The organism is Salipiger mucosus DSM 16094 (genome assembly GCF_000442255.1).
GTDB lineage: Bacteria > Pseudomonadota > Alphaproteobacteria > Rhodobacterales > Rhodobacteraceae > Salipiger > Salipiger mucosus.
This window is the reverse complement of the sequence record NZ_KE557275.1, coordinates 204790-222524: the sequence shown is the minus strand read 5'-3', so window position 1 is coordinate 222524 and position 17735 is coordinate 204790. Positions and strand designations below refer to the sequence as shown.

Genomic DNA, 17735 nt, shown 5'->3' with positions numbered 1-17735 from the left:
GTCGCAGAGTTCAGGTTAGTTTGTTCATCATAAGAGACGGTTCGTGCTGCTGATGCCAGAGCTTCGCGGTGTCGCCCGCAGGTCGACGAAACAACAGGAGAGCTTGATGATGAAATCCCTCAAACCCCGTGCGCTTGCCGCGACTGTCGCGGTGCAGTCCTTGGTCCTGGCCCCGATGCCGGCGGCTGCCCATCATGGCTGGAGCAGCTTCGAGACCACACGCGCCTATTACATCCAGGGCACCGTGACGGATGTCCGCTGGGGCAATCCGCACAGCGAGGTCACGATCACCGTGGACCAGACAGAATTGCCGGATGGGTTCCGGGAACGTCCATGGCCACAGGGCGCCAACCCGTCGGAGGGCGATGCAACCATGGCGTCGGCCCGGCCCTATGAGGGCGAACACCAGGAGATCCACCTGACCCTGGCAGGGCCCGGCTGGATGTCCCGCTGGGGCCTCGACCGGCCGCTCGAAACGGGGGAAACCCTCGAGGTGCTGGGATATCTTGGTGCCGAAGACGCGTATGACCTGCGCCCCGTGATGTTCTGGCTGGAAGACGGGCAGGGCGTCTGGCAACAACTGACGGCCTTTCCCAGCCAACCCGAACCGGCGAACTGATCCTTGCCAGCCTGGTTTGTCTCTGCGCTCGCGGACCTGGAACGCACGCCAGTGGCGATCTGGGTCCGCATGGCGCCGCAAGCCTACCCTCTGCTCGAAAGCCTCCACATCCTTGGGATCGCCCTGTTGGTCGGAGGGGCGATCGTCGTCGACCTGCGTCTGATGGGGCTGGGCGGACGGCATGTGCCCGTGACCACGGTGACCCGCAACGTGCTGCCGCTGTGTCTTGTCGGTTTCGCGGCCGCGGCGATCAGCGGCGGCCTGATGTTCACGGGCGTCGCCCGTGCGGTCGGTCTCAGCGCGGCGGCGCCTTGGAAGCTGGGGCTTATCCTGATCTCCGGCGTGAACATCTTGATCTTCCATGTCGGCATCTACCGATCCGTCCATGCCTGGGATCAGGCAGCGGTTCCTCCCTGGCCCGCCAGGATCGCCGGGGCGCTCTCGATGATTGGTTGGGTTGGCGTTCTGGTGGCTGGCCGGTATCTTGCCTATGTTTAACAGGCCGCTGAAAAACTCCGGCCTCGACGCCCGTAGCGGAACATGACTCATCGCCACCACGGCATGGATGGAGGTGGCGATGCGCGGACCGGACCAGGTGACGGTATCGCTGTTCAGCTACGTGGATCTCGAGGAGCGCACCTGCGTCGAGGAGACGGTGATGCCCAGCCGATCCGCCTCGGCGTGCCCGTCAAAGCCCAGCGGGTTGACGATGAACAACGCCCCGCCGGGTTTCAGGCTGGTCAGGAGGCGTGCCGCAGCTGCCCCGCCGACACAGTCGAGCACCAGGTCCAGGCCCGTGCTGACCTCTTCGGGGGTCTCCTGCGTGTAGTCGATCACCTCGTCCGCGCCGAGATCACGCAGCAGGTCCCCGTGACGCCCCGAGGCGACGGCGATCACATGCGCGCCCTGCCATTTTGCCACCTGAAGCGCCAGGTGCCCGACGCCGCCCGCAGCGCCGTTGACCAGCACGCGCTTGCCCTTCAGCGGAACGGGGACGTGCGCCACCGGCTGGAACGGGTTCGGAGCGTCGTGGCCGACCTCGATCAACCACCCCGCCCGCTCCGCGCTTCGATAACTGCGCTGCAGTGTCACCTGCGCTAGGTCGGCGGATCGCCGAGGTCGTCGCGTTCGATCTGGGACGGGAAGATCCATCGCTGGCGGACCAGGCCCTTGTCCTCTTCGAAAGCGCAACCCATGCGGCGGTCCATCGTGGAGCAGAGGCCGTCTCCGCAGCGCGCGAAGTTGCGGCCACGCTGGTCGAGGGCGCACGACCATAAGCCAGGCGCTGCGCATCGGCGTGACGGGCTTTGACCTTGCAGCCCTCACCGTGCTGGCCGCGGTCTTCCGATCCAGCAAAGCGCACAGGTCTGCGCCAGAACAGCCGGTTTGAATTGCACGTCTTCCCACGGGCCAGGCGGCTTGATTTCCAACTCGGAGAGAGCGTCGGACAAGCTGGAACTGGCGGCAACTTGACCTTGGGCGATGCTGCCGCGGTCTTCGAAGCAGCGTTTCCCGTCGGTGTATCGTGGCAGTTATCCCTCCTGCATCAAGCGATGCGGCCTCGCGGATCTGGCGTCACCGGAATGCAGGTTCGCTTCCTGCGCACCGCTGTCATTTGTCCAAGCCGCAGCGAACGACAGCGCGCCGGCCTTCGGCACAGCCGGGCGGCCGGTCTTCTTGGGCTTTCCGTTACGATCTGTCCGATCCCTGACGCATGAAACGAAAGCGCCCCGCGCTGCCCTTGGGCGGCGCGGGGCGCAGTGTCATGCCTTGAGAAAAGGCCTCAGCCGAGGATGCCGTTCAGCGTGGCCGAGGGGCGCATCACCGAGAGCGTCTTGGCCTCGTCGCCGTGGTAGTAGCCGCCAAGGTCCACAGGGCTGCCCTGAACGGCGGCCAGTTCACCGACGATCTTGTCCTCGTTCGCGGCGAGCTTTTCGGCGATGGGCGCGAAATAGGCCGCGATCTCGGCGTCGTCGGACTGTGCCGCCAGCGCCTCGGCCCAGTAGCGGGCGAACCAGTAGTGGCTGTCGCGGTTGTCGGGCTGGCCGACCTTGCGCGAGGGCGAGCGGTCGTTGTCCAGCACGCCCTGCGTCGCGACCTCGACGGCCTTGCCCAGCACGCGGGCCTTGGCGTTGTCCTTCTGGTCGGCGAGGAACTTGAAGCTCTCGCCAAGCGCGCAGAACTCGCCCAGGCTGTCCCAGCGCAGGTGGTTTTCCTCGACCAGCTGCTGCACGTGCTTGGGCGCCGAGCCGCCCGCGCCGGTCTCGAAGAGGCCGCCGCCGTTCATCAGCTTCACGATGGACAGCATCTTGGCCGAGGTGCCCAGCTCGAGGATCGGGAAGAGGTCGGTGAGGTAGTCGCGCAGCACATTGCCGGAAATCGCGATCGAGTTCTCGCCCTTGCGGATGGTCTCGAGCGTCTTGCGCGTGGCCTTGGCCGGCGAGAGGATCTCGAACTTGTCGGCGACGCCCTTGGCCTCGAGGATCGGCTTCACATACTTGATGAGCTCCGCGTCATGCGCGCGGTTCTCGTCCAGCCAGAAGATCGCCTGGCAGCCCTCGGCGGCCTGGCGGTCGATCGCCAGCTGCACCCAGTCCTCGATCGGGCGCTGCTTGGCGGTGGCCGAACGCCAGATGTCGCCGGGCTCGACCGCGTGTTCGTGCAGCACGTCGCCGTTGGCGGCGATCATCTTGACCGTGCCCTTGGCCGGGATCTCGAAGGTGGTCGGGTGGCTGCCGTATTCCTCGGCCTTCTGCGCCATGAGGCCGACGTTCTGAACCGTGCCCGAGGTGGTCGGGTCCAGCTTGCCGGTCTCCTGGAAGTATTTCACCGTCTCGTCGTAGACCGGCGCGTAGGAGTTGTCGGGGATCACGCAGTTGGTGTCGTGTTGCGCGTCGTCCGGGCCCCAGCCCTTGCCGCCGTCGCGGATCACCGCCGGCATCGAGGCGTCGATGATGACGTCCGAGGGGACGTGCAGATTGGTGATGCCCTTGGACGAGTTCACCATGTACATCGGCGGGCGCTGCTCGCGCACCTCTTCGATGGCGGCGAGGATCTCGGGCTTGTCCTTGACGCGCTCCAGCAGGTCGCCGAGGCCGGAGTTCGGGTTCACGCCGGCGGCCTTCATCTCGTCGCCGTACTTGTCGAAGACCGGCTTGAGCCAGGTCTTCACCGCGTGGCCGAAGATGATCGGGTCCGAGACCTTCATCATCGTGGCCTTCATGTGCAGCGAGAACAGCGTGCCGTCCTTCTTGGTCTCCTCGATCTGCTCGGCGAGGAAGGCGTCGAGGGCCTTGGCGCTCATGAAGGTGGCGTCGACCACGGTGCCGGCGTCGAGCTTCACGCCCTCCTTAAGCACGGTCTCGGAACCGTCGTCACCGACGAGCACGATCTTCGCGGCGCCGGCCTGGTTCTCGGGGAGCGTCAGGCTCTTCTCGTTCGAGAAGAAGTCGCCGCCCGACATCGCCGAGACCTTGGTCTTGCGTGTCCGAGGACCACTCGCCCATGCGGTGCGGGTTCGCCATGGCGAATTTCTTGACCGCGGCGGCGGCGCGGCGGTCCGAGTTGCCCTCGCGCAGGACCGGGTTCACGGCCGAGCCCTTGACCGTGTCGTACTTGGCCCGGACGGCCTTTTCCTCGTCGGTCGAGGGGGAATAGGGGTAGTCGGGCAGCGCGTAGCCCTGGTCCTGCAGCTCCTTGATCGCGGCCACGAGCTGCGGCTCGGAGGCGGAGATGTTCGGAAGCTTGATGACGTTGGCCTGGGGCTGCTTCACCCAGTCGCCCAGCCAGGCAAGATCGTCGCCCTGCTTCTGCTCGTCGGTCAGCACCTCCGGGAAGGTGGCCAGGATGCGACCCGCGAGCGAGATATCGCGCGTCTCGATGCTGACGCCGGCGGCTTCGGCAAAACTGCGTACGATCGGCAGAAGCGAGTGCGAGGCCAGCTCGGGCGCTTCGTCTACCTTTGTATACACAATATCGGGAGTCGAGTTCTCAGCCATGGTACAAATACCCCTCCTAGAGTCGATGGTGGCTTAAACGAGCGCGCCGCCAAGGTCCACAGCCCGGAATGACGCGGCCTAGATCCGGCGTGCCCGAAGCGTCAGAACCTGTCGAATTGCCCGGTGCGGCGGCACCGTGCGGAAGATGTCGCCCAGCATGGCGGCATCGGCGCGAAGCCCGGCGAGGCGGCCGTGCTTGGCGTATTTCAGCGGGCTATCGACGGCGGGCCAATGGACCACCGAGACCCGCATCCTGTTCTCGAGCCAGAGCCCGTTGATGAAGACCTCCAGCCCGAAGCGCGGCAGGCGGCGGATCGTGTCGGTGTGCGGAAGCAGCAGGTCGCGCGGCATGACACGCTCGCCCGAGATGTAGTCGATGCCCAGCAGGTGCCATAGCCGCGGCGCGTTGCGGCGCAGGCTGATCGCCACGTCGGCCCGCCCGGCCAGCACCGGCGCCGCGAGATCGCTGAGGTGATCGGCGCCGAGCCCCAAGAGGTCGGCATCAAGAAGCATGATAAGCCGGCCCTGCGCGGCCTCGATCCCGGCGGCGACGGCGCGGCTCTTGCCGCCGTTCTCGGGCTGGCGAAGGATGCGCCGCCCGGCGTGATCGCCGGCCGCGGCCTCGGCGATGTCGGCGGTGCCGTCGTCCGAGCCGTCATCGACCACGATCACCTCGTCGATCAGGGGGTGACCGCGCAGCGCGTCCAGCACCGTCTCGATGCGGGGCGCCTCGTTGAAGGCCGGGATGATGCAGGTGAGGGCCGTCATGCCTGTTTCTTCGAGCGGGTTTTCATGATGTAGACGAGGCCGCCAAGCACCAGCACTGCCAGCAGCACCAGCGAGACGCGTGCGATCCAGCTGTCGATCTGGCTGTAGGCCGAGCCGAAGGCATAGCCGAGGCCGACGAAGAGCAGGCTCTTGGGGACCGTCGCGACAAGGTTGATGCCGATGAAGCGCAGCAGGGGCATCCGCGCGAGGCCCGCGGCGACCAGAACGGCGGCGCCGGCCGAATGGGTGAGCTTGCCGATCACCAGCGTGCGCCCGCCCTTGGTGCCGAAATGTGACCCCAGGGCCGTCAGCCGCGCGCGGTTCAGTCCCAGCCGCAACCGCCAGCGCGGGGGCAGGCGGTTGATGCCCCAGCGACCCAGCGCGTAGAGCACCACGTCGCCCAGCAGGTCCGCGAGGATCACCACAAGGGTCACGCTCCACAGGTCCATGAGGCCACGGCTGGCCAGCCAGGCGGCGATCACCGTGACGATCGGCCCCTCGATCAACGCGATCGGCGCGAGGATGGCCAGGCCGTTCTTGGCGATCAGGGCTGCGACGGTTTCAAGTCCGAACAAGCGTCACTCCGCAGGGCCGGGAGCGGGCTGCCTGCCCATCTCCGTGCCTCGCCAGCTAAAGCCTTTGGCGGTCCATGTCACGGCCCAGATCGCGGGCAGCAGGGCGTCGCGGATCAGCATGGCGGCCAGATCGCGGGGTCCGTGCGGCCAGCCTGCAACCCGCGCCAGCGCGATCTCGGCGCCGTACCAGGCGATGAGCAGCGGGGGCAGCGTCCAGGCTGACGCACTGCCCGTGGCGACCAGCGCCGCGAGCGCGGCCAGCGGCAGCAACGGGCCCTGGGCGATCTCGGCCGTGAAGAGCAGGGGAAAGCCGTCGCGGCGCACCTGGCTCCAGCGCAGCTGCCGGGCCCAGACCTCGGCAGCGGCGCGCGTGCCGATGGGCTGCGCGAAGAGCCGCCGCGTCAGGCGCACTTTCAGGCCCTGCCGCCGCACCAGCTTGGTCGAGGCCACGTCCTCGGCGAGGTTGCCGCCGAGTGCGCGCAGCCCGCCGCCGGCCTCGAGGACGGCGCGCGGCCAGAACAGCGTCTTGCCCTGCGCAAAGCCCATGCCCAGCGAGTCCGCCGCCAGCTGCCAGCGCGCCTGCGAGCTGTTGAGAAAGGCGCATTCCACGGCGCCCCAGAGGTTGCCAGGCCGGATACCCACAGGGGGTGCGGTCACGAGACCGGTTTGCAGGTCGCGCGTGGCCACGAGGCGGTGCAGGTAGTCCGGCGGCAGCAGCAGGTTGCTGTCGGTCATCGCGACCCAGTCGCCCCGCGCGGCCATGTAGCCCTTGTGCAGGTTGTTGAGCTTCGGGTTGCCGGTGATGGCCGGATCTCCGATCAGCAGCCGCGCCTCGACTGCCGGATGCTCGGCGATCAGCCGGCGGACGAGCGGCACGGCGGGGTCGTCCGCATCCTGCGCGCAGAAGATGATCTCGTAGCGCGGGTAGTCCTGCGCGAAGGAGGACCGCAGCGTCTCTTCGTCGAAGGCATCGACGCCGCAGACCGGGCGCACCAGCGAGACGAAGGGCAGGGCGTCGTCCCGTGGCGCAGGCGCGCCGGGGCGCAGATAGCGCCAAGCCGCCAGCGCGGCCGACAGCAGGTGCACGCCGAAGGTCGCCGCGACGAGGAGCAGAAGCGTGGCCGTCAGAAACGTCATGCGATGCCCCCGGCCAGCGCGCCGCCCTCGGCTGGGCGCGGAAGACCCTCGGCCGGGCGCGCGGGCGCCTTGAGCGCCTCGGTGCCGTGGCGCAGCAATTGCAGCCGGCCGTCGCGATCCTCGGCCAGCGCGGTGAGGCTGTCGACCCAGTCGCCGCAGTTGGCGAAGACCATGCCGTCGCGCGTGCTGCGCAGGCCGGGCTTGTGCGAATGGCCGCAGATCACGCCGCGTGCCCCGGCGGCCCGGGCGAGCGTCGTCAGGCGGTTCTCGAACCGGTCGCCCATGGCCAGAAGCTGGTTCGCCCAGCCGATGACACGCTGCCCCGGGGTCCGGGCCGGGTCGAACGGCCCGGCCGCCGCCTGGATCCAGTGATCGAGCTGGCGCAGGCTGCCGTCCAGCCGGCTGCCCAGGCGCGTCATCGCGTGCCAGCGCAGGATGCGCGGATCGCACTGGTCGCCGTGCAGCACGAGGTAGCGCCGTCCGTCCGCCGCCTTGTGGATCACGGCCTCGCGCAGCTCCCATCCCTCGATCCGGGCATCGGGCGCGCGCATCACCGTGTCGTGGTTGCCGGGCAGGTAGACGATGCGCGCCCCGGCGCGGGCGCGGTCGCGCAGGTCCTCGAGAACATCGTCATGTGCCGCCGACCAGTGGACGCGGCCGCCGTGCCAGAGGTCGAAGATGTCCCCGACGAGGTAGATGGTCTCGGCCTCGACCGTGCGCAGGAAGGTGCGGACCACGTCCGCCCGGCTGGCCCGGGCGCCGAGGTGCAGGTCCGACAGGAACAGGGTCCGGTAGAACTGGCGGGCGTCGGCGCCGGAAGACGGCATGGCGTTGGATCCTTTCCGATTTCGCCAGCCTTATGACGATTCGTTGTATCGGGACTGTGACGGCCCTCAACGTGTGGTCAGGTTCCATGTTCCATCACGGCACCGGGATCGACCCGGCGTTTGCCAGGCTCGCGAACGCACGAAAACGGCCCGGTGCGCTGGGGCACCGGGCCGGCGGAAAACCCCTTGTTGCAGGCGTCAGCCCTGCGTTTCTGCCGAGATCGCCGCGCGGATGCCCTGTTCCAGCATGACCCGAAGCCGCGCCTCGACGGCCGCGCGCCAGGCGTCGCTGGCCTGCAATGCCTCGGGGAAGAGCCCGGGCAGCGCCATGAGCCGCGACAGGATGTCGCCCGCACCCTCGGCGCCCTCCAGCGTCTCGGCGATGGCCGCCTCGCGCGGGTCGCGCAGGGCATAGGCCTCGCCGGCGTCGGTCCGGCCCACGGCGTAGCGCATCCAGGCCGCAGCGGCGAAGGCGAAGGCATCGAGCGATTGCCCCGCCTCGAGCGCCGCGCAGGCGGGAGCGAAGATGCGCTGCGGCAGCTTCTCGGTGCCGTCCATGGCGATCTGGTAGGTCTCGTGCGCGAGGTGCGGGTTCGCGAAGCGGTCGCGCAGCGCCTGCGCGTAGTCCGCGAAATCGACTCCCGCGAGCGGCGCCAAGGTCGCTGCGGCGGCATCCAGGTGCCGCCCGACCAGCGCCGAGAGCTCCGCATCGCCCATCACGTCGCGCACGTACCTGTGCCCGGCGAGGAAGCCGGAGTAGGCCAGCATGGAATGCGCGCCGTTCAGCATCCGCAGCTTCATTTCCTCGTAGGGGCGCACGTCCGCGGCAAAGATCGCGCCACCCGCGCCCCAGCGCGGTCGGCCCTGCGGGAAGTCGTCCTCGATGACCCATTGCCGAAAGGCCTCGGTCTCGATGGCGGCGGCGTCCTCGTGGCCGGTCATCTCGCGGGCAAGCGCCAGCGTGCCCGCGCCGCGCGCCGGCGTGATGCGGTCCACCATGGTCGAAGGGAAGGCCACCTCGGCCGAGATATGGCCGACAAGCCCCGGCGCCGTGCGGTCTGCGAAGTCGACTAGCAGCGCGCGCAGAAGTGTGCCGTTTTCCGGCAGGTTGTCGCAGCACAGCACGGTGAAGGGCTCGATCCCCAGCTCGCGGCGGCGCCCCAGCGCCCAGACCAGCAGGCCCGCGATGCCCACCGGGTTCTCCGGGTCCACGAGGTCGGCCGAGATGGCCGGGTGCGCCGGATCGACGCCCCCGGTGGCGCGGTCGATGCCATAGCCCTTTTCCGTGACGGTCAGCGAGACGATGCGCGTCGCCGGATCGCAGAGCGCGTCCAGCACCGCCTGCCGGTCATTCGTCAGCGAGAGGGCCTGCGCAATGGCGCCGATCACCCGCGCCGAGGTGCCCTCGGCGGAATGTTCGATCACCGTGTAGAGCCCGTTCTGCGGCGACAGTTCCTCGGCCGGGGCGGTGCTGCGCAGGCTGACGCCGATGATGCGCCAGTCGCCGCCGCCCTCGGCCAGCGCGTCGTCGGTGTAGACCGCCTGGTGCGCCTTGTGAAAGGCGCCAAGGCCGATGTGCACGATCCCTGCGCCATGCGCCTCGGGGTCGTAGCCGGGCCGGGCCACCGTGTCGGGTAGCCCGTCGAGCGAGGTCAGGCGCCGCGTCATGCCAGCTCCGCCGTGACGCGGGGCTCAAGCGCGGCGATGATGCCGCGCAGCTCGGCCAGGCCCTTGAGCCGGCCGATCGCGGGATAGCCCGGCTGCGCCCGGCGGCCGAGGTCGTCCAGGATGTCCTGCCCGTGGTCGGGTCGGAACGGGATCGACCAGTCGGCGCGGCCCTCCGCCTTGCGGCGGGCCTCTTCGCGCAGCGCGGCTTCGACCAGCGCCACCATGTCGGTGTCGCCGCCCAGGTGTTCGGCCTCGTAGAAGGAGCCGCGGATCTCGCTCGTCTCGCGCTTGACGTTGCGCAGGTGCAGGAAGTGCACCCGGTCGCCCAGTCGCTGCATCATGCCCGGCAGGTCGTTGTCCGGCCGCGCGCCCAGCGAGCCCGAGCAGAGCGTGATGCCGTTCGCGGGGCTGTCCACGGCGCGCATGACCTCGGAGTAATGCGCCTCGGTCGACATGATCCGGGGCAGGCCCAGCAGCGGCACCGGCGGATCGTCGGGGTGGCAGCACATGCGCAGGCCCAGCTCCTCGCAGGTGGGCACCACCTCGGACAGGAAGTCGACGAGGTTCGCGCGCAGCTGCGCCTCGCTCATGGCGGCGTATTCCGCCAGATGGTCGCGCACGTCCTCGAGGGTAAAGCTCTCGGCGGCGCCAGGCAGGCCGAAGACCACGTTCTTGGCCAGCGCCATGCGCTGCGCGTCGCTGGCCTGCGCGTGGCGGCGGGCGGCCTCGTCCTGCAGGGCGGCGTCATAGTCCTCGGCCGCGCCGGGGCGTTCGAGCACGTGGATGTCGAACATCGCGAAATCCGCGAGGTCGAAGCGCATGCAGGTGGCGCCGCCGGGCAGCGTCCACGCGAGGTCGGTGCGGGTCCAGTCCAGCACCGGCATGAAGTTGTAGCAGATCGTCTCGAGCCCGGCCTCGGCGAGATTGCGCAGGCTCTCGCGGTAGGCGTCGATATGCGCGCGCCAGTCGCCGGACTGCTTCTTGATGTCCTCGGAGACGGGCAGGCTCTCGACCACGTCCCAGCGCATGCCGGTGTCGGTGCCGTCGGCTGCCGTCGAGATCGCCTCCCGCCGTGCGGCGATTTCCCCCGGCGTCCAGACCGCGCCCGTGGGCACGTGGTGCAGCGCGGTGACGATGCCCTCTGCGCCTGCCTGCCTCACGTCCTGAATCGATACCTGGTCCTGCGGACCGAACCAGCGCCACGTCTGTCTCATTGCGGCTCCTCCCGAGTCGTCTGCGTCGGGAGTCCATAACATTCCTGTTGGTTGCTGACTAGTATGGAAGTATGGTATCGGCATGCGGAGGGAGGACGAATCATGAAGCCGGGCACCCACATTCTGGAGTCTCTTGATCCGGCTCGACCGATTTCTCCCCAGATTTCGCGCGGGCTGCGCGATGCCATCATCCGAAACCGTCTCACGCCCGGAAACCGGATCTCGGAGTCCGAGATCGCGCGTGGCTGCAACGTGAGCCGGCAGCCGGTGCGCGAGGCCTTCATCAAGCTCGCGGCGCAGGGCCTGCTGCTGATCCTGCCTCAGCGCGGCACCATCGTCAGCCGCATCGCCTATTCCGCCGTGCTCGACGCGCGCTTCCTGCGCGAGGCGATAGAAGCCGACATCGTCAAGATCCTCGCCCAGCGGGCGGACCCGACGCTTGTCGCCGACCTGCGCGCGCAGGTCGAAAAGCAGAAGGCGGTTGCCGGCAGCGCGCCGCACGATTTCATCCAACTCGACGAGACCTTTCACCGCACGCTGGCCGAGGCGGCCGGCAAGGCCACGGCCTGGCGTCAGGTCGAGGGGCTCAAGGCGCAGATGGACCGCGTGCGGTTCCTGTCGCTGGGCCAGTTCCCGGTGACCAAGCTGATCGCCCAGCACGGCGCCATCGTCGATGCCATCGCCAAGGGCGACGTGCCCGCCGCCGAGCGGGCAGTGCGCCTGCACCTGCGCGAAATCCTGCGCGACCTGCCGACGGTGGTCGCCGCGCATCCCGATTTTTTCGAGTTGCCGGACGGGGCGCTCCCCGAGCCGGTGAACGTGCCAATCCAAGGAGGAGACCTGTAATGGCATTCAACTGGAAACCCAAAGCCATCGCTGCGGCGACGGCCGTCATGCTGGCCGGCCCGCTTTCGGCGCAGGAGACGACCCTGCAGCTGGGCCACCTCGCGAACGAGGACAACTCGTGGCACAAGGCCGCCGTGAAGTTCGGCGAGGAGCTCTCGGCGCTGACCGACGGCCGCATCGCCGTCGAGGTCTACCCCAACGAGTCGCTCGGCAAGGAGATCGACCTCATCAACGGCATGCAGCTGGGCACCGTCGACATGACGATCACCGGCGAGAGCCTGCAGAACTGGGCGCCGATGGCGGCCCTTCTGGCCGTGCCCTACGCTTACAGCTCGCTCGAGCACATGGACGAGGTCGCCAGCGGCGAGATCGGCGACCAGATCGAGGCGCAGATCGTCGAGCAGGCGCAGATCCGTCCGATCGCCTACTTCGCCCGCGGCCCGCGCAACCTGACCTCGAACCGTCCGATCACCACGCCCGACGAGCTGGACGGCCTGAAGATGCGCGTGCCCAACGTGCCGCTCTTCGTCGACGTCTGGAAGTCGCTCGGCGCCCAGCCGACCCCGATGGCCTTCTCCGAGGTCTTCACCTCGCTGCAGAACGGCACCATCGGCGCGCAGGAGAACCCGCTCGCGCTGATCCGTTCGGCCAACTTCAACGAGGTGCAGAGCCACGTGAACATGACCGAGCACGTCCGGTCGTGGATCTACCTCACCATCTCGGAAATGACCTGGAACGAGCTGTCTGCCGAGGATCAGGACGCCGTGATGGAGGCCGCGTCGCGCGCCCAGGAGTACGAGCGCGAGCTCTTCCTCCAGAGCCTCGAGGATGACCGCGCCTGGCTCGAAGAGAACGGCATGACCTTCGTCGAGGTCGACGGCCCGGCCTTCCAGGCACAGGCCAAGGACGCCGTCCTGGCCAACGTCAACGAAGAGATCACGCCGATCGTCGAGGACCTGTTCTCGGCGTCGGAAAGCAACTGATCACTCGCGGAAGCGCGGCGGTCCCGGTTCAGGGGCCGCCGCACCGCGCATGGTGGACGCTATGAAGACTGCCGAACGCATCATCCGGATCCTCTCGCTCCTCGCCCGCATCGGCGCGGGAGTGGCCTTTGCCGTCCTGATCGCCGCCGTCCTGATCCAGGTCGTGACGCGGACGCTGGGCAACTCGCCCGTCTGGACCGAGGAACTAACACGCTTCGCGCTGCTCTACCTCGTGGCCTTCGGCGCGGGGCTGGCGCTGCGCACGGGCGACATGGTCAATGTCGACGTCATCTGCGAACACCTGCCGGGCCGCGCCCCCTGGGTGCTGCGCCTGGTCTCGGCCGTGGCGACCGCCGGGCTGGCGCTCTACCTGATCCCGGCCGCCTGGAAATACACCTCGATCGGCGCGATGCAGAGTTCGCCCGCGCTTGGTCTGCAAATGAATTTCGTGCATTTCACCATCACGCTGCTGCTGGCGCTGCTGGCGCTCTTCGCGTTGCTGCGGGTGGTGGGGATGCTCTCGGGCGCCGAGGACGGCAAGCCCGAAAAGGCCGTCGACGCGCCGGAAAGCTGACAACATGGAAGTCTGGGTTCTCTTCGCCGTCTTCGTGGGCGGGCTCATCATCGGCATCCCCGTGGCGATCACGCTGGGGCTGTCCTCTCTCGTATACATCCTGCTGTCGGGCATTCCGGCGGTGGTCATGCCGCAGAAGATGTATGCCGGCATGGATGTCTTCGTTCTGCTCTCGATCCCCGGCTTCATCCTCGCCGGGAACCTGATGAACCAGGGCGGCATCACGAACCGCATCATCCGCTTCGCGCAGGCGCTCATCGGCTGGGTGCGCGGCGGGCTCGGGCTGACCAACATCGGCGCCTCGATGCTCTTTGGCGGCATCACGGGCACCGCCGTGGCCGACGCGGCCTCGATCGGCGGCGTGATGATCCCCGGCATGAAGAAGGCCGGCTACCCCGGCGATTTCTCGGCCGCGGTGACGGCGGCCTCCTCGACCGTCGGACCGATCATCCCGCCCTCCGTGCCCATGATCATCGTCGGTGCGCTCTCGGGCATCTCGGTCGGCAAGATGTTCCTCGCCGGCGCCATTCCCGGCATCCTGATGGGCGTGGCCATGATGGTGACGGCCTACGTGATCTCGGCGCGCAAGAACTTCCCCCGCCAGCCCTGGCAGGGCTGGGGCGAGGTCGCGCGCAGCTTCGGCGGTGCCTTCTGGGCGCTGGCGATGACCTTCCTCATCATCTACGGGCTGCTCTCCGGCCTCGCCACGCCGACCGAGACCGCCGTCGTCGCCTCGGTCTACGCGCTGATCGTCGGCGCCTTCATCTACCGCGAGCTCAAGCTGCGCAAGGTGCCCGCCATCCTCGTCGACAGCGCGATCTCGGCGGCCGGCATCCTCGCGCTGGTGGGCTTCGCCAACGTCTTCGGCTGGATCCTCGTCTCCGAGCGTATCCCGCAGGCCATCGCCGACGCGGTGCTCGGTTTCACCGACAACCCCTTCCTGGTGATCCTGATCATCAACCTGCTGCTGCTCTTCGTCGGCATGTTCATGGAGACGATCGCCGCGCTCATCATCCTCTTCGTGCCGCTGCTCTCGCTGGCGCAGGCGGTGGGGATCGATCCGCTTCACTTCGCCACCTTCGCGGTGCTGAACCTGATGATCGGCCTGACAACGCCGCCGGTGGGGGTCTGTCTCTTCGTCTGCGCAGGGATCGCGCGGCTGCCGCTGGCGCCGGTGATCGTCGCGGTGCTGCCGTTCCTGTTGACGAACATCGCCGTGCTGCTGCTTGTCTCCTACGTGCCGGCCATCGCGACATGGCTGCCCAACACGCTCATGCCCTGAAGGAGGGTCCCATGGACACCCGCGTCTGCCGTCTCCACCAGAAGGGAGACATCCGCATCGAAACCCTCGACGTCGCCGCGCCCGGCCCGGGCGAGGCGCTGCTGGCGCTGTCCGCCGGCGGGATCTGCGGTTCGGACCTGCACTACTACCAGCACGGCGGCTTCGGCCCCATCGTGGTGAAGGAGCCGATCATCCTGGGCCACGAGGCCTCGGGCACCGTGCTCGCGGTGGGCGAGGGCGTGACCGGGCTGGAAAAGGGCGCGCATGTCGCGATCAACCCCTCGCGCCCCTGCGGCGACTGCGAATACTGCAACGCGGGCCTGCCGACGCACTGCCTGAACATGCGCTTCTCCGGCTCCGCCATGCGCTTTCCGCATGAACAGGGCCTTTTCCGCGACCGCATCGTCGTGGACGCGGCGCAATGCGTGCCGGTCTCGGGCGATGTCTCGCTGGCCGAGGCGGCCTGTTCCGAGCCGCTCGCGGTCTGCACCCACGCCCACGCCATGTCGGGCGGCACCGAGGGAAAGCGCGTGCTGGTCACCGGCGCGGGGCCCATCGGCGCGCTCTGCGCGGCCGTGGCAAAGGCCGGGGGTGCCTCCGAGGTGGTGGTGACCGACCTGCAGGACTTCACGCTGTCGAAGGCCGCCGAGATGGGCGCGACCGAGACGGTCAACATGGCCACGCAGGCCGACCGTTTCGCGCGCTTCACCGAGAACAAGGGCCATTTCGACGTGGTCTTCGAGTGCTCGGCGGCGGCGCCCGCCATCGCCTCTGCCATCTCGGCGCTGCGCCCGCAGGGCAAGCTGGTGCAGGTCGGCGTCGGCGGCGAGACGAAAGTGCCGCTTAATGCCATCGTCGGCAAGGAACTCACCTTCCAGGGCACGCAGCGCTTCCTGCGCGAGGACTTCGAGACGGCGGCCTCGAACATCTCGTCGCGCCGCATCGACGTGCGGCCGATGATCACCGGCTCCTTTCCGCTCGAGGACGCCGACGCCGCCTTCAAGCTGGCCGGGGACCGGACGCAGGCCGTGAAGGTGCACCTCAGCTTCGCGGGCTAGGGCGCCGGGCCGGCACATCATCACGACAGGCGCGCGGGCATCCGCCCGCGACAGCGAAAAGGCCGCCGGCACCCGTTGCCGGCGGCGTCACATGGGAGGACATCATGACGGACCGCTATTCGCGCGACGATCTCAAGGCGCTTGCGCTGGACATGCTCACCAAGGGCGGGCTCGCCGCCGAGAAGGCCGAGGTCGTGGCCGAGCTTCTGACCCGCACCGACGAGCTTGGCGTCACCACGCATGGGCTGTCGATGGTGCCCTACTACCTGCCCGAGATCGCATCGGGCGGCATGTCCTCGGAGGGAGAACTCGAGGTGGTGACCGACAAGGGCGCCACGATGGTCTGGGACGGCAACTACCTGCCGGGTCACTGGATCATGACGCAGGCGCTCGAGACCTGCATGGAGCGTGCAGGCAGCCACGGTATCGCCGCGCTGGCGATCCGGCGCAGCCACCACATCGGCTGTCTCTCGACACTCACCCGCATCGCGGCCGAGCGCGGGTTCGTCTGCATGATCTCGACCTCGGACCCCTCGGGCCGCTGGGTCGCACCCTATGGCGGGACGGAGCCGACGCTCACGCCCAACCCCTGGGCCGTGGGGTATCCGGCGGGCGACCACCCGGTGCTGATCGACACCTGCGCCTCAATCACGACGGTCTCGAAGGTGCGCGAGTACATCAACAGCGGGCGGCAGTTCGACCACCCCTGGATGCTGGACGGCGAGGGCAACGCGACCACCGACCCGACCGTCGTGAACGCCGATCCGCGCGGCACGATCCTGCCGGTGGGCGGCATGGACCACGGCCACAAGGGCTATGCCATGGGGCTGACGGTCGAGATGCTGAGCCAGGCGCTTTCGGGCCACGGCCGGGCCGAGGAGGTCACGCGCTGGGGCGGCAATGTCTTCGTGCAGGTCATGGACCCCGAAGCCTTTGCCGGGCTCGATCCCTTCAAGGCGCAGGTTGACGCGCTGAACGCGGCCTGCCGGGCGAACCGGCCCGCGCCGGGGTTCGATCAGGTGCGCATCCCGGGCGATCGCGCCGCGGCCATGGTCGAGCGCAGCCGGACCGAGGGCATCGCGCTGCCCGACGAGGTCTGGACCCGCGTGCGCGCCAGCGCAGAAGAGCTGGGTGTGGCGCTGCCGGAGCCGCTCTGAAGGCAGTTTCAAGCCGGGGAACAAGGGCCGGCGCCCGACCGCGGGCGGTCGCGGTGCAAGTGGTGGTTCCCCGGCCCGGAATCAAGCGCAAAGCGCGCCGGGCCAGCGCCCGTCCGCCCCCTCGGGCGGGCGCTTTTCGACATCCGGCCTGCCGCCTCGATTGCTGGCATATGGCCGAGGGATAAAGTGCCGGAGCCTCTCGCGGAAGAAGCGCCCACCCGGCGGACGGGCGCCGGCCCTCCCGAAAGGGCCGGCTTCGAGCCTCAGAACTTCGCGCGCAGATCGCAGAGCGCGGCGCGCAGGACCAGGACGTCGCCGCCCACCGCCACGAACTCGACGCCCATGTCGACGTAGTCCTTGGCCACGTCCGGCACCGTGGCCAGCACGCCGGCCGCCTTGCCGCCTTCCTGGATGCGCTTGAGCGCCCCGGTCACGGCCTCGCGCACCTCGGGAGCGTCGGGTCCGTAACCCATGTCGGTGCCAAGGTCGCTGGGTCCGATGAACACGCCGTCCACGCCCTCGACCGCGAGGATATCGTCCAGCGCCTCGAGGCCCTTCAGGCTCTCGACCTGCACCAGCAGGCAGACGGTCTCATTCGCGGTCTGTGTGTAGTCACCGATGGCGCTGTAGCCCGAGGCCCGGGCCACCGCCGCGCCGACGCCGCGCACGCCCTTGGGCGGGTAGAGCATGGAGCGCACCGCTTCGCGCGCCTGCTCGGCGGAGTCGATCATCGGAACGAGGATCGTCTGCGCGCCGATGTCCAGCATCTGCTTGATCGTCGCGCGGTTGTCGTCGGGGACGCGCACCACGGGGTGGCTCTTGTCGCCCACGGCGCGCAGCTGGCCGAGGATGTCGCGCAGACCGTTGGGCCCGTGCTCGCCGTCGATCACCAGCCAGTCGTAGCCGCAGCCTGCGGCCAGTTCGGCGATGCTGGCGTCGCCCGAGGACACCCAGAGGCCGACCTGGGTCTCGCGGGCTTCGAGCCGCTTCTTGAAGGTGTTGGCGGGTGCGGGCATGAGGTCTCCTCCG

General features: G+C 68.6%; 16 protein-coding genes and 1 pseudogene. 8 read left to right on the top strand and 9 right to left on the bottom strand.

What is annotated here, in order from left to right:
- The first annotated feature begins 106 nt into the window (after positions 1-106).
- A complete protein-coding gene (locus SALMUC_RS28205; protein WP_020041988.1) occupies positions 107-619 on the top strand; it encodes a DUF6152 family protein in 513 nt (170 codons plus the stop codon).
- Between the two features lie 51 nt (positions 620-670).
- Positions 671-1117 (top strand): DUF6644 family protein, encoded by a 447-nt coding sequence (locus SALMUC_RS10440; RefSeq protein WP_020041987.1) that lies wholly within the window; start codon positions 671-673, stop codon positions 1115-1117.
- 117 nt (positions 1118-1234) lie between these two features.
- On the opposite strand, the gene SALMUC_RS10435 is transcribed toward SALMUC_RS10440, so the two are convergent.
- From SALMUC_RS10435 to uxuA, 8 genes and pseudogenes are all read right to left on the bottom strand, one after another.
- Positions 1235-1666: a zinc-binding dehydrogenase gene (locus SALMUC_RS10435; RefSeq protein ID WP_020041986.1), complete on the bottom strand. Its 432-nt coding sequence runs from the start codon at positions 1664-1666 to the stop codon at positions 1235-1237.
- Between the two features lie 736 nt (positions 1667-2402).
- Positions 2403-4617, bottom strand: a pseudogene (locus SALMUC_RS10430) (NADP-dependent isocitrate dehydrogenase).
- Positions 4618-4695: 78 nt separating this feature from the next.
- Entirely contained in the window at positions 4696-5385 is a 690-nt protein-coding gene (locus SALMUC_RS10425; RefSeq protein WP_020041984.1) for a glycosyltransferase family 2 protein, read from the bottom strand.
- On the bottom strand, positions 5382-5960 hold the full coding sequence (locus SALMUC_RS10420; RefSeq protein ID WP_020041983.1) for a DedA family protein: 579 nt from the start codon (positions 5958-5960) through the stop codon (positions 5382-5384). The genes SALMUC_RS10425 and SALMUC_RS10420 overlap by 4 nt, the downstream gene beginning before the upstream one ends.
- Positions 5961-5963: 3 nt before the next feature.
- Complete coding sequence (locus SALMUC_RS10415; protein ID WP_020041982.1) at positions 5964-7097, bottom strand: ceramide glucosyltransferase; 1134 nt, start codon at positions 7095-7097, stop codon at positions 5964-5966.
- Entirely contained in the window at positions 7094-7924 is an 831-nt protein-coding gene (locus tag SALMUC_RS10410; protein ID WP_020041981.1) for a UDP-2,3-diacylglucosamine diphosphatase, read from the bottom strand. Before SALMUC_RS10410 ends, SALMUC_RS10415 begins: the two co-directional genes overlap by 4 nt.
- A gap of 198 nt (positions 7925-8122) precedes the next feature.
- Positions 8123-9592 carry a mannitol dehydrogenase family protein gene (locus SALMUC_RS10405; RefSeq protein ID WP_020041980.1) on the bottom strand — a complete coding sequence of 490 codons (1470 nt, stop codon included), beginning with the start codon at positions 9590-9592 and terminating at the stop codon, positions 8123-8125.
- The gene (gene uxuA, locus SALMUC_RS10400) at positions 9589-10806 is read right to left on the bottom strand and encodes a mannonate dehydratase (RefSeq protein WP_020041979.1); all 1218 of its coding nucleotides are present in this window, start codon (positions 10804-10806) and stop codon (positions 9589-9591) included. Before uxuA ends, SALMUC_RS10405 begins: the two co-directional genes overlap by 4 nt.
- Positions 10807-10908: 102 nt before the next feature.
- On the opposite strand from uxuA, the gene SALMUC_RS10395 reads away from it, so the two are divergent.
- From SALMUC_RS10395 to SALMUC_RS10370, 6 genes are all read left to right on the top strand, one after another.
- Positions 10909-11652: a GntR family transcriptional regulator gene (locus tag SALMUC_RS10395; protein ID WP_020041978.1), complete on the top strand. Its 744-nt coding sequence runs from the start codon at positions 10909-10911 to the stop codon at positions 11650-11652.
- Positions 11652-12635, top strand: coding sequence for a TRAP transporter substrate-binding protein (locus tag SALMUC_RS10390; protein WP_020041977.1), 984 nt, complete (start codon positions 11652-11654; stop codon positions 12633-12635). Before SALMUC_RS10395 ends, SALMUC_RS10390 begins: the two co-directional genes overlap by 1 nt.
- Positions 12636-12696: 61 nt before the next feature.
- Entirely contained in the window at positions 12697-13209 is a 513-nt protein-coding gene (locus SALMUC_RS10385; protein ID WP_020041976.1) for a TRAP transporter small permease, read from the top strand.
- Positions 13210-13213: 4 nt separating this feature from the next.
- Positions 13214-14491, top strand: coding sequence for a TRAP transporter large permease (locus SALMUC_RS10380; protein ID WP_020041975.1), 1278 nt, complete (start codon positions 13214-13216; stop codon positions 14489-14491).
- An 11-nt stretch (positions 14492-14502) separates the two neighbouring features.
- Positions 14503-15549: an L-idonate 5-dehydrogenase gene (locus SALMUC_RS10375; protein ID WP_020041974.1), complete on the top strand. Its 1047-nt coding sequence runs from the start codon at positions 14503-14505 to the stop codon at positions 15547-15549.
- 104 nt (positions 15550-15653) lie between these two features.
- Positions 15654-16706, top strand: a complete 1053-nt coding sequence (locus SALMUC_RS10370) for an Ldh family oxidoreductase (protein ID WP_020041973.1) — start codon at positions 15654-15656, stop codon at positions 16704-16706.
- Between the two features lie 263 nt (positions 16707-16969).
- Here SALMUC_RS10370 and SALMUC_RS10365 read toward each other — a convergent pair whose 3' ends face one another.
- A complete protein-coding gene (locus tag SALMUC_RS10365; protein WP_020041972.1) occupies positions 16970-17722 on the bottom strand; it encodes an HpcH/HpaI aldolase family protein in 753 nt (250 codons plus the stop codon).
- Between the last annotated feature and the right edge of the window lie 13 nt (positions 17723-17735).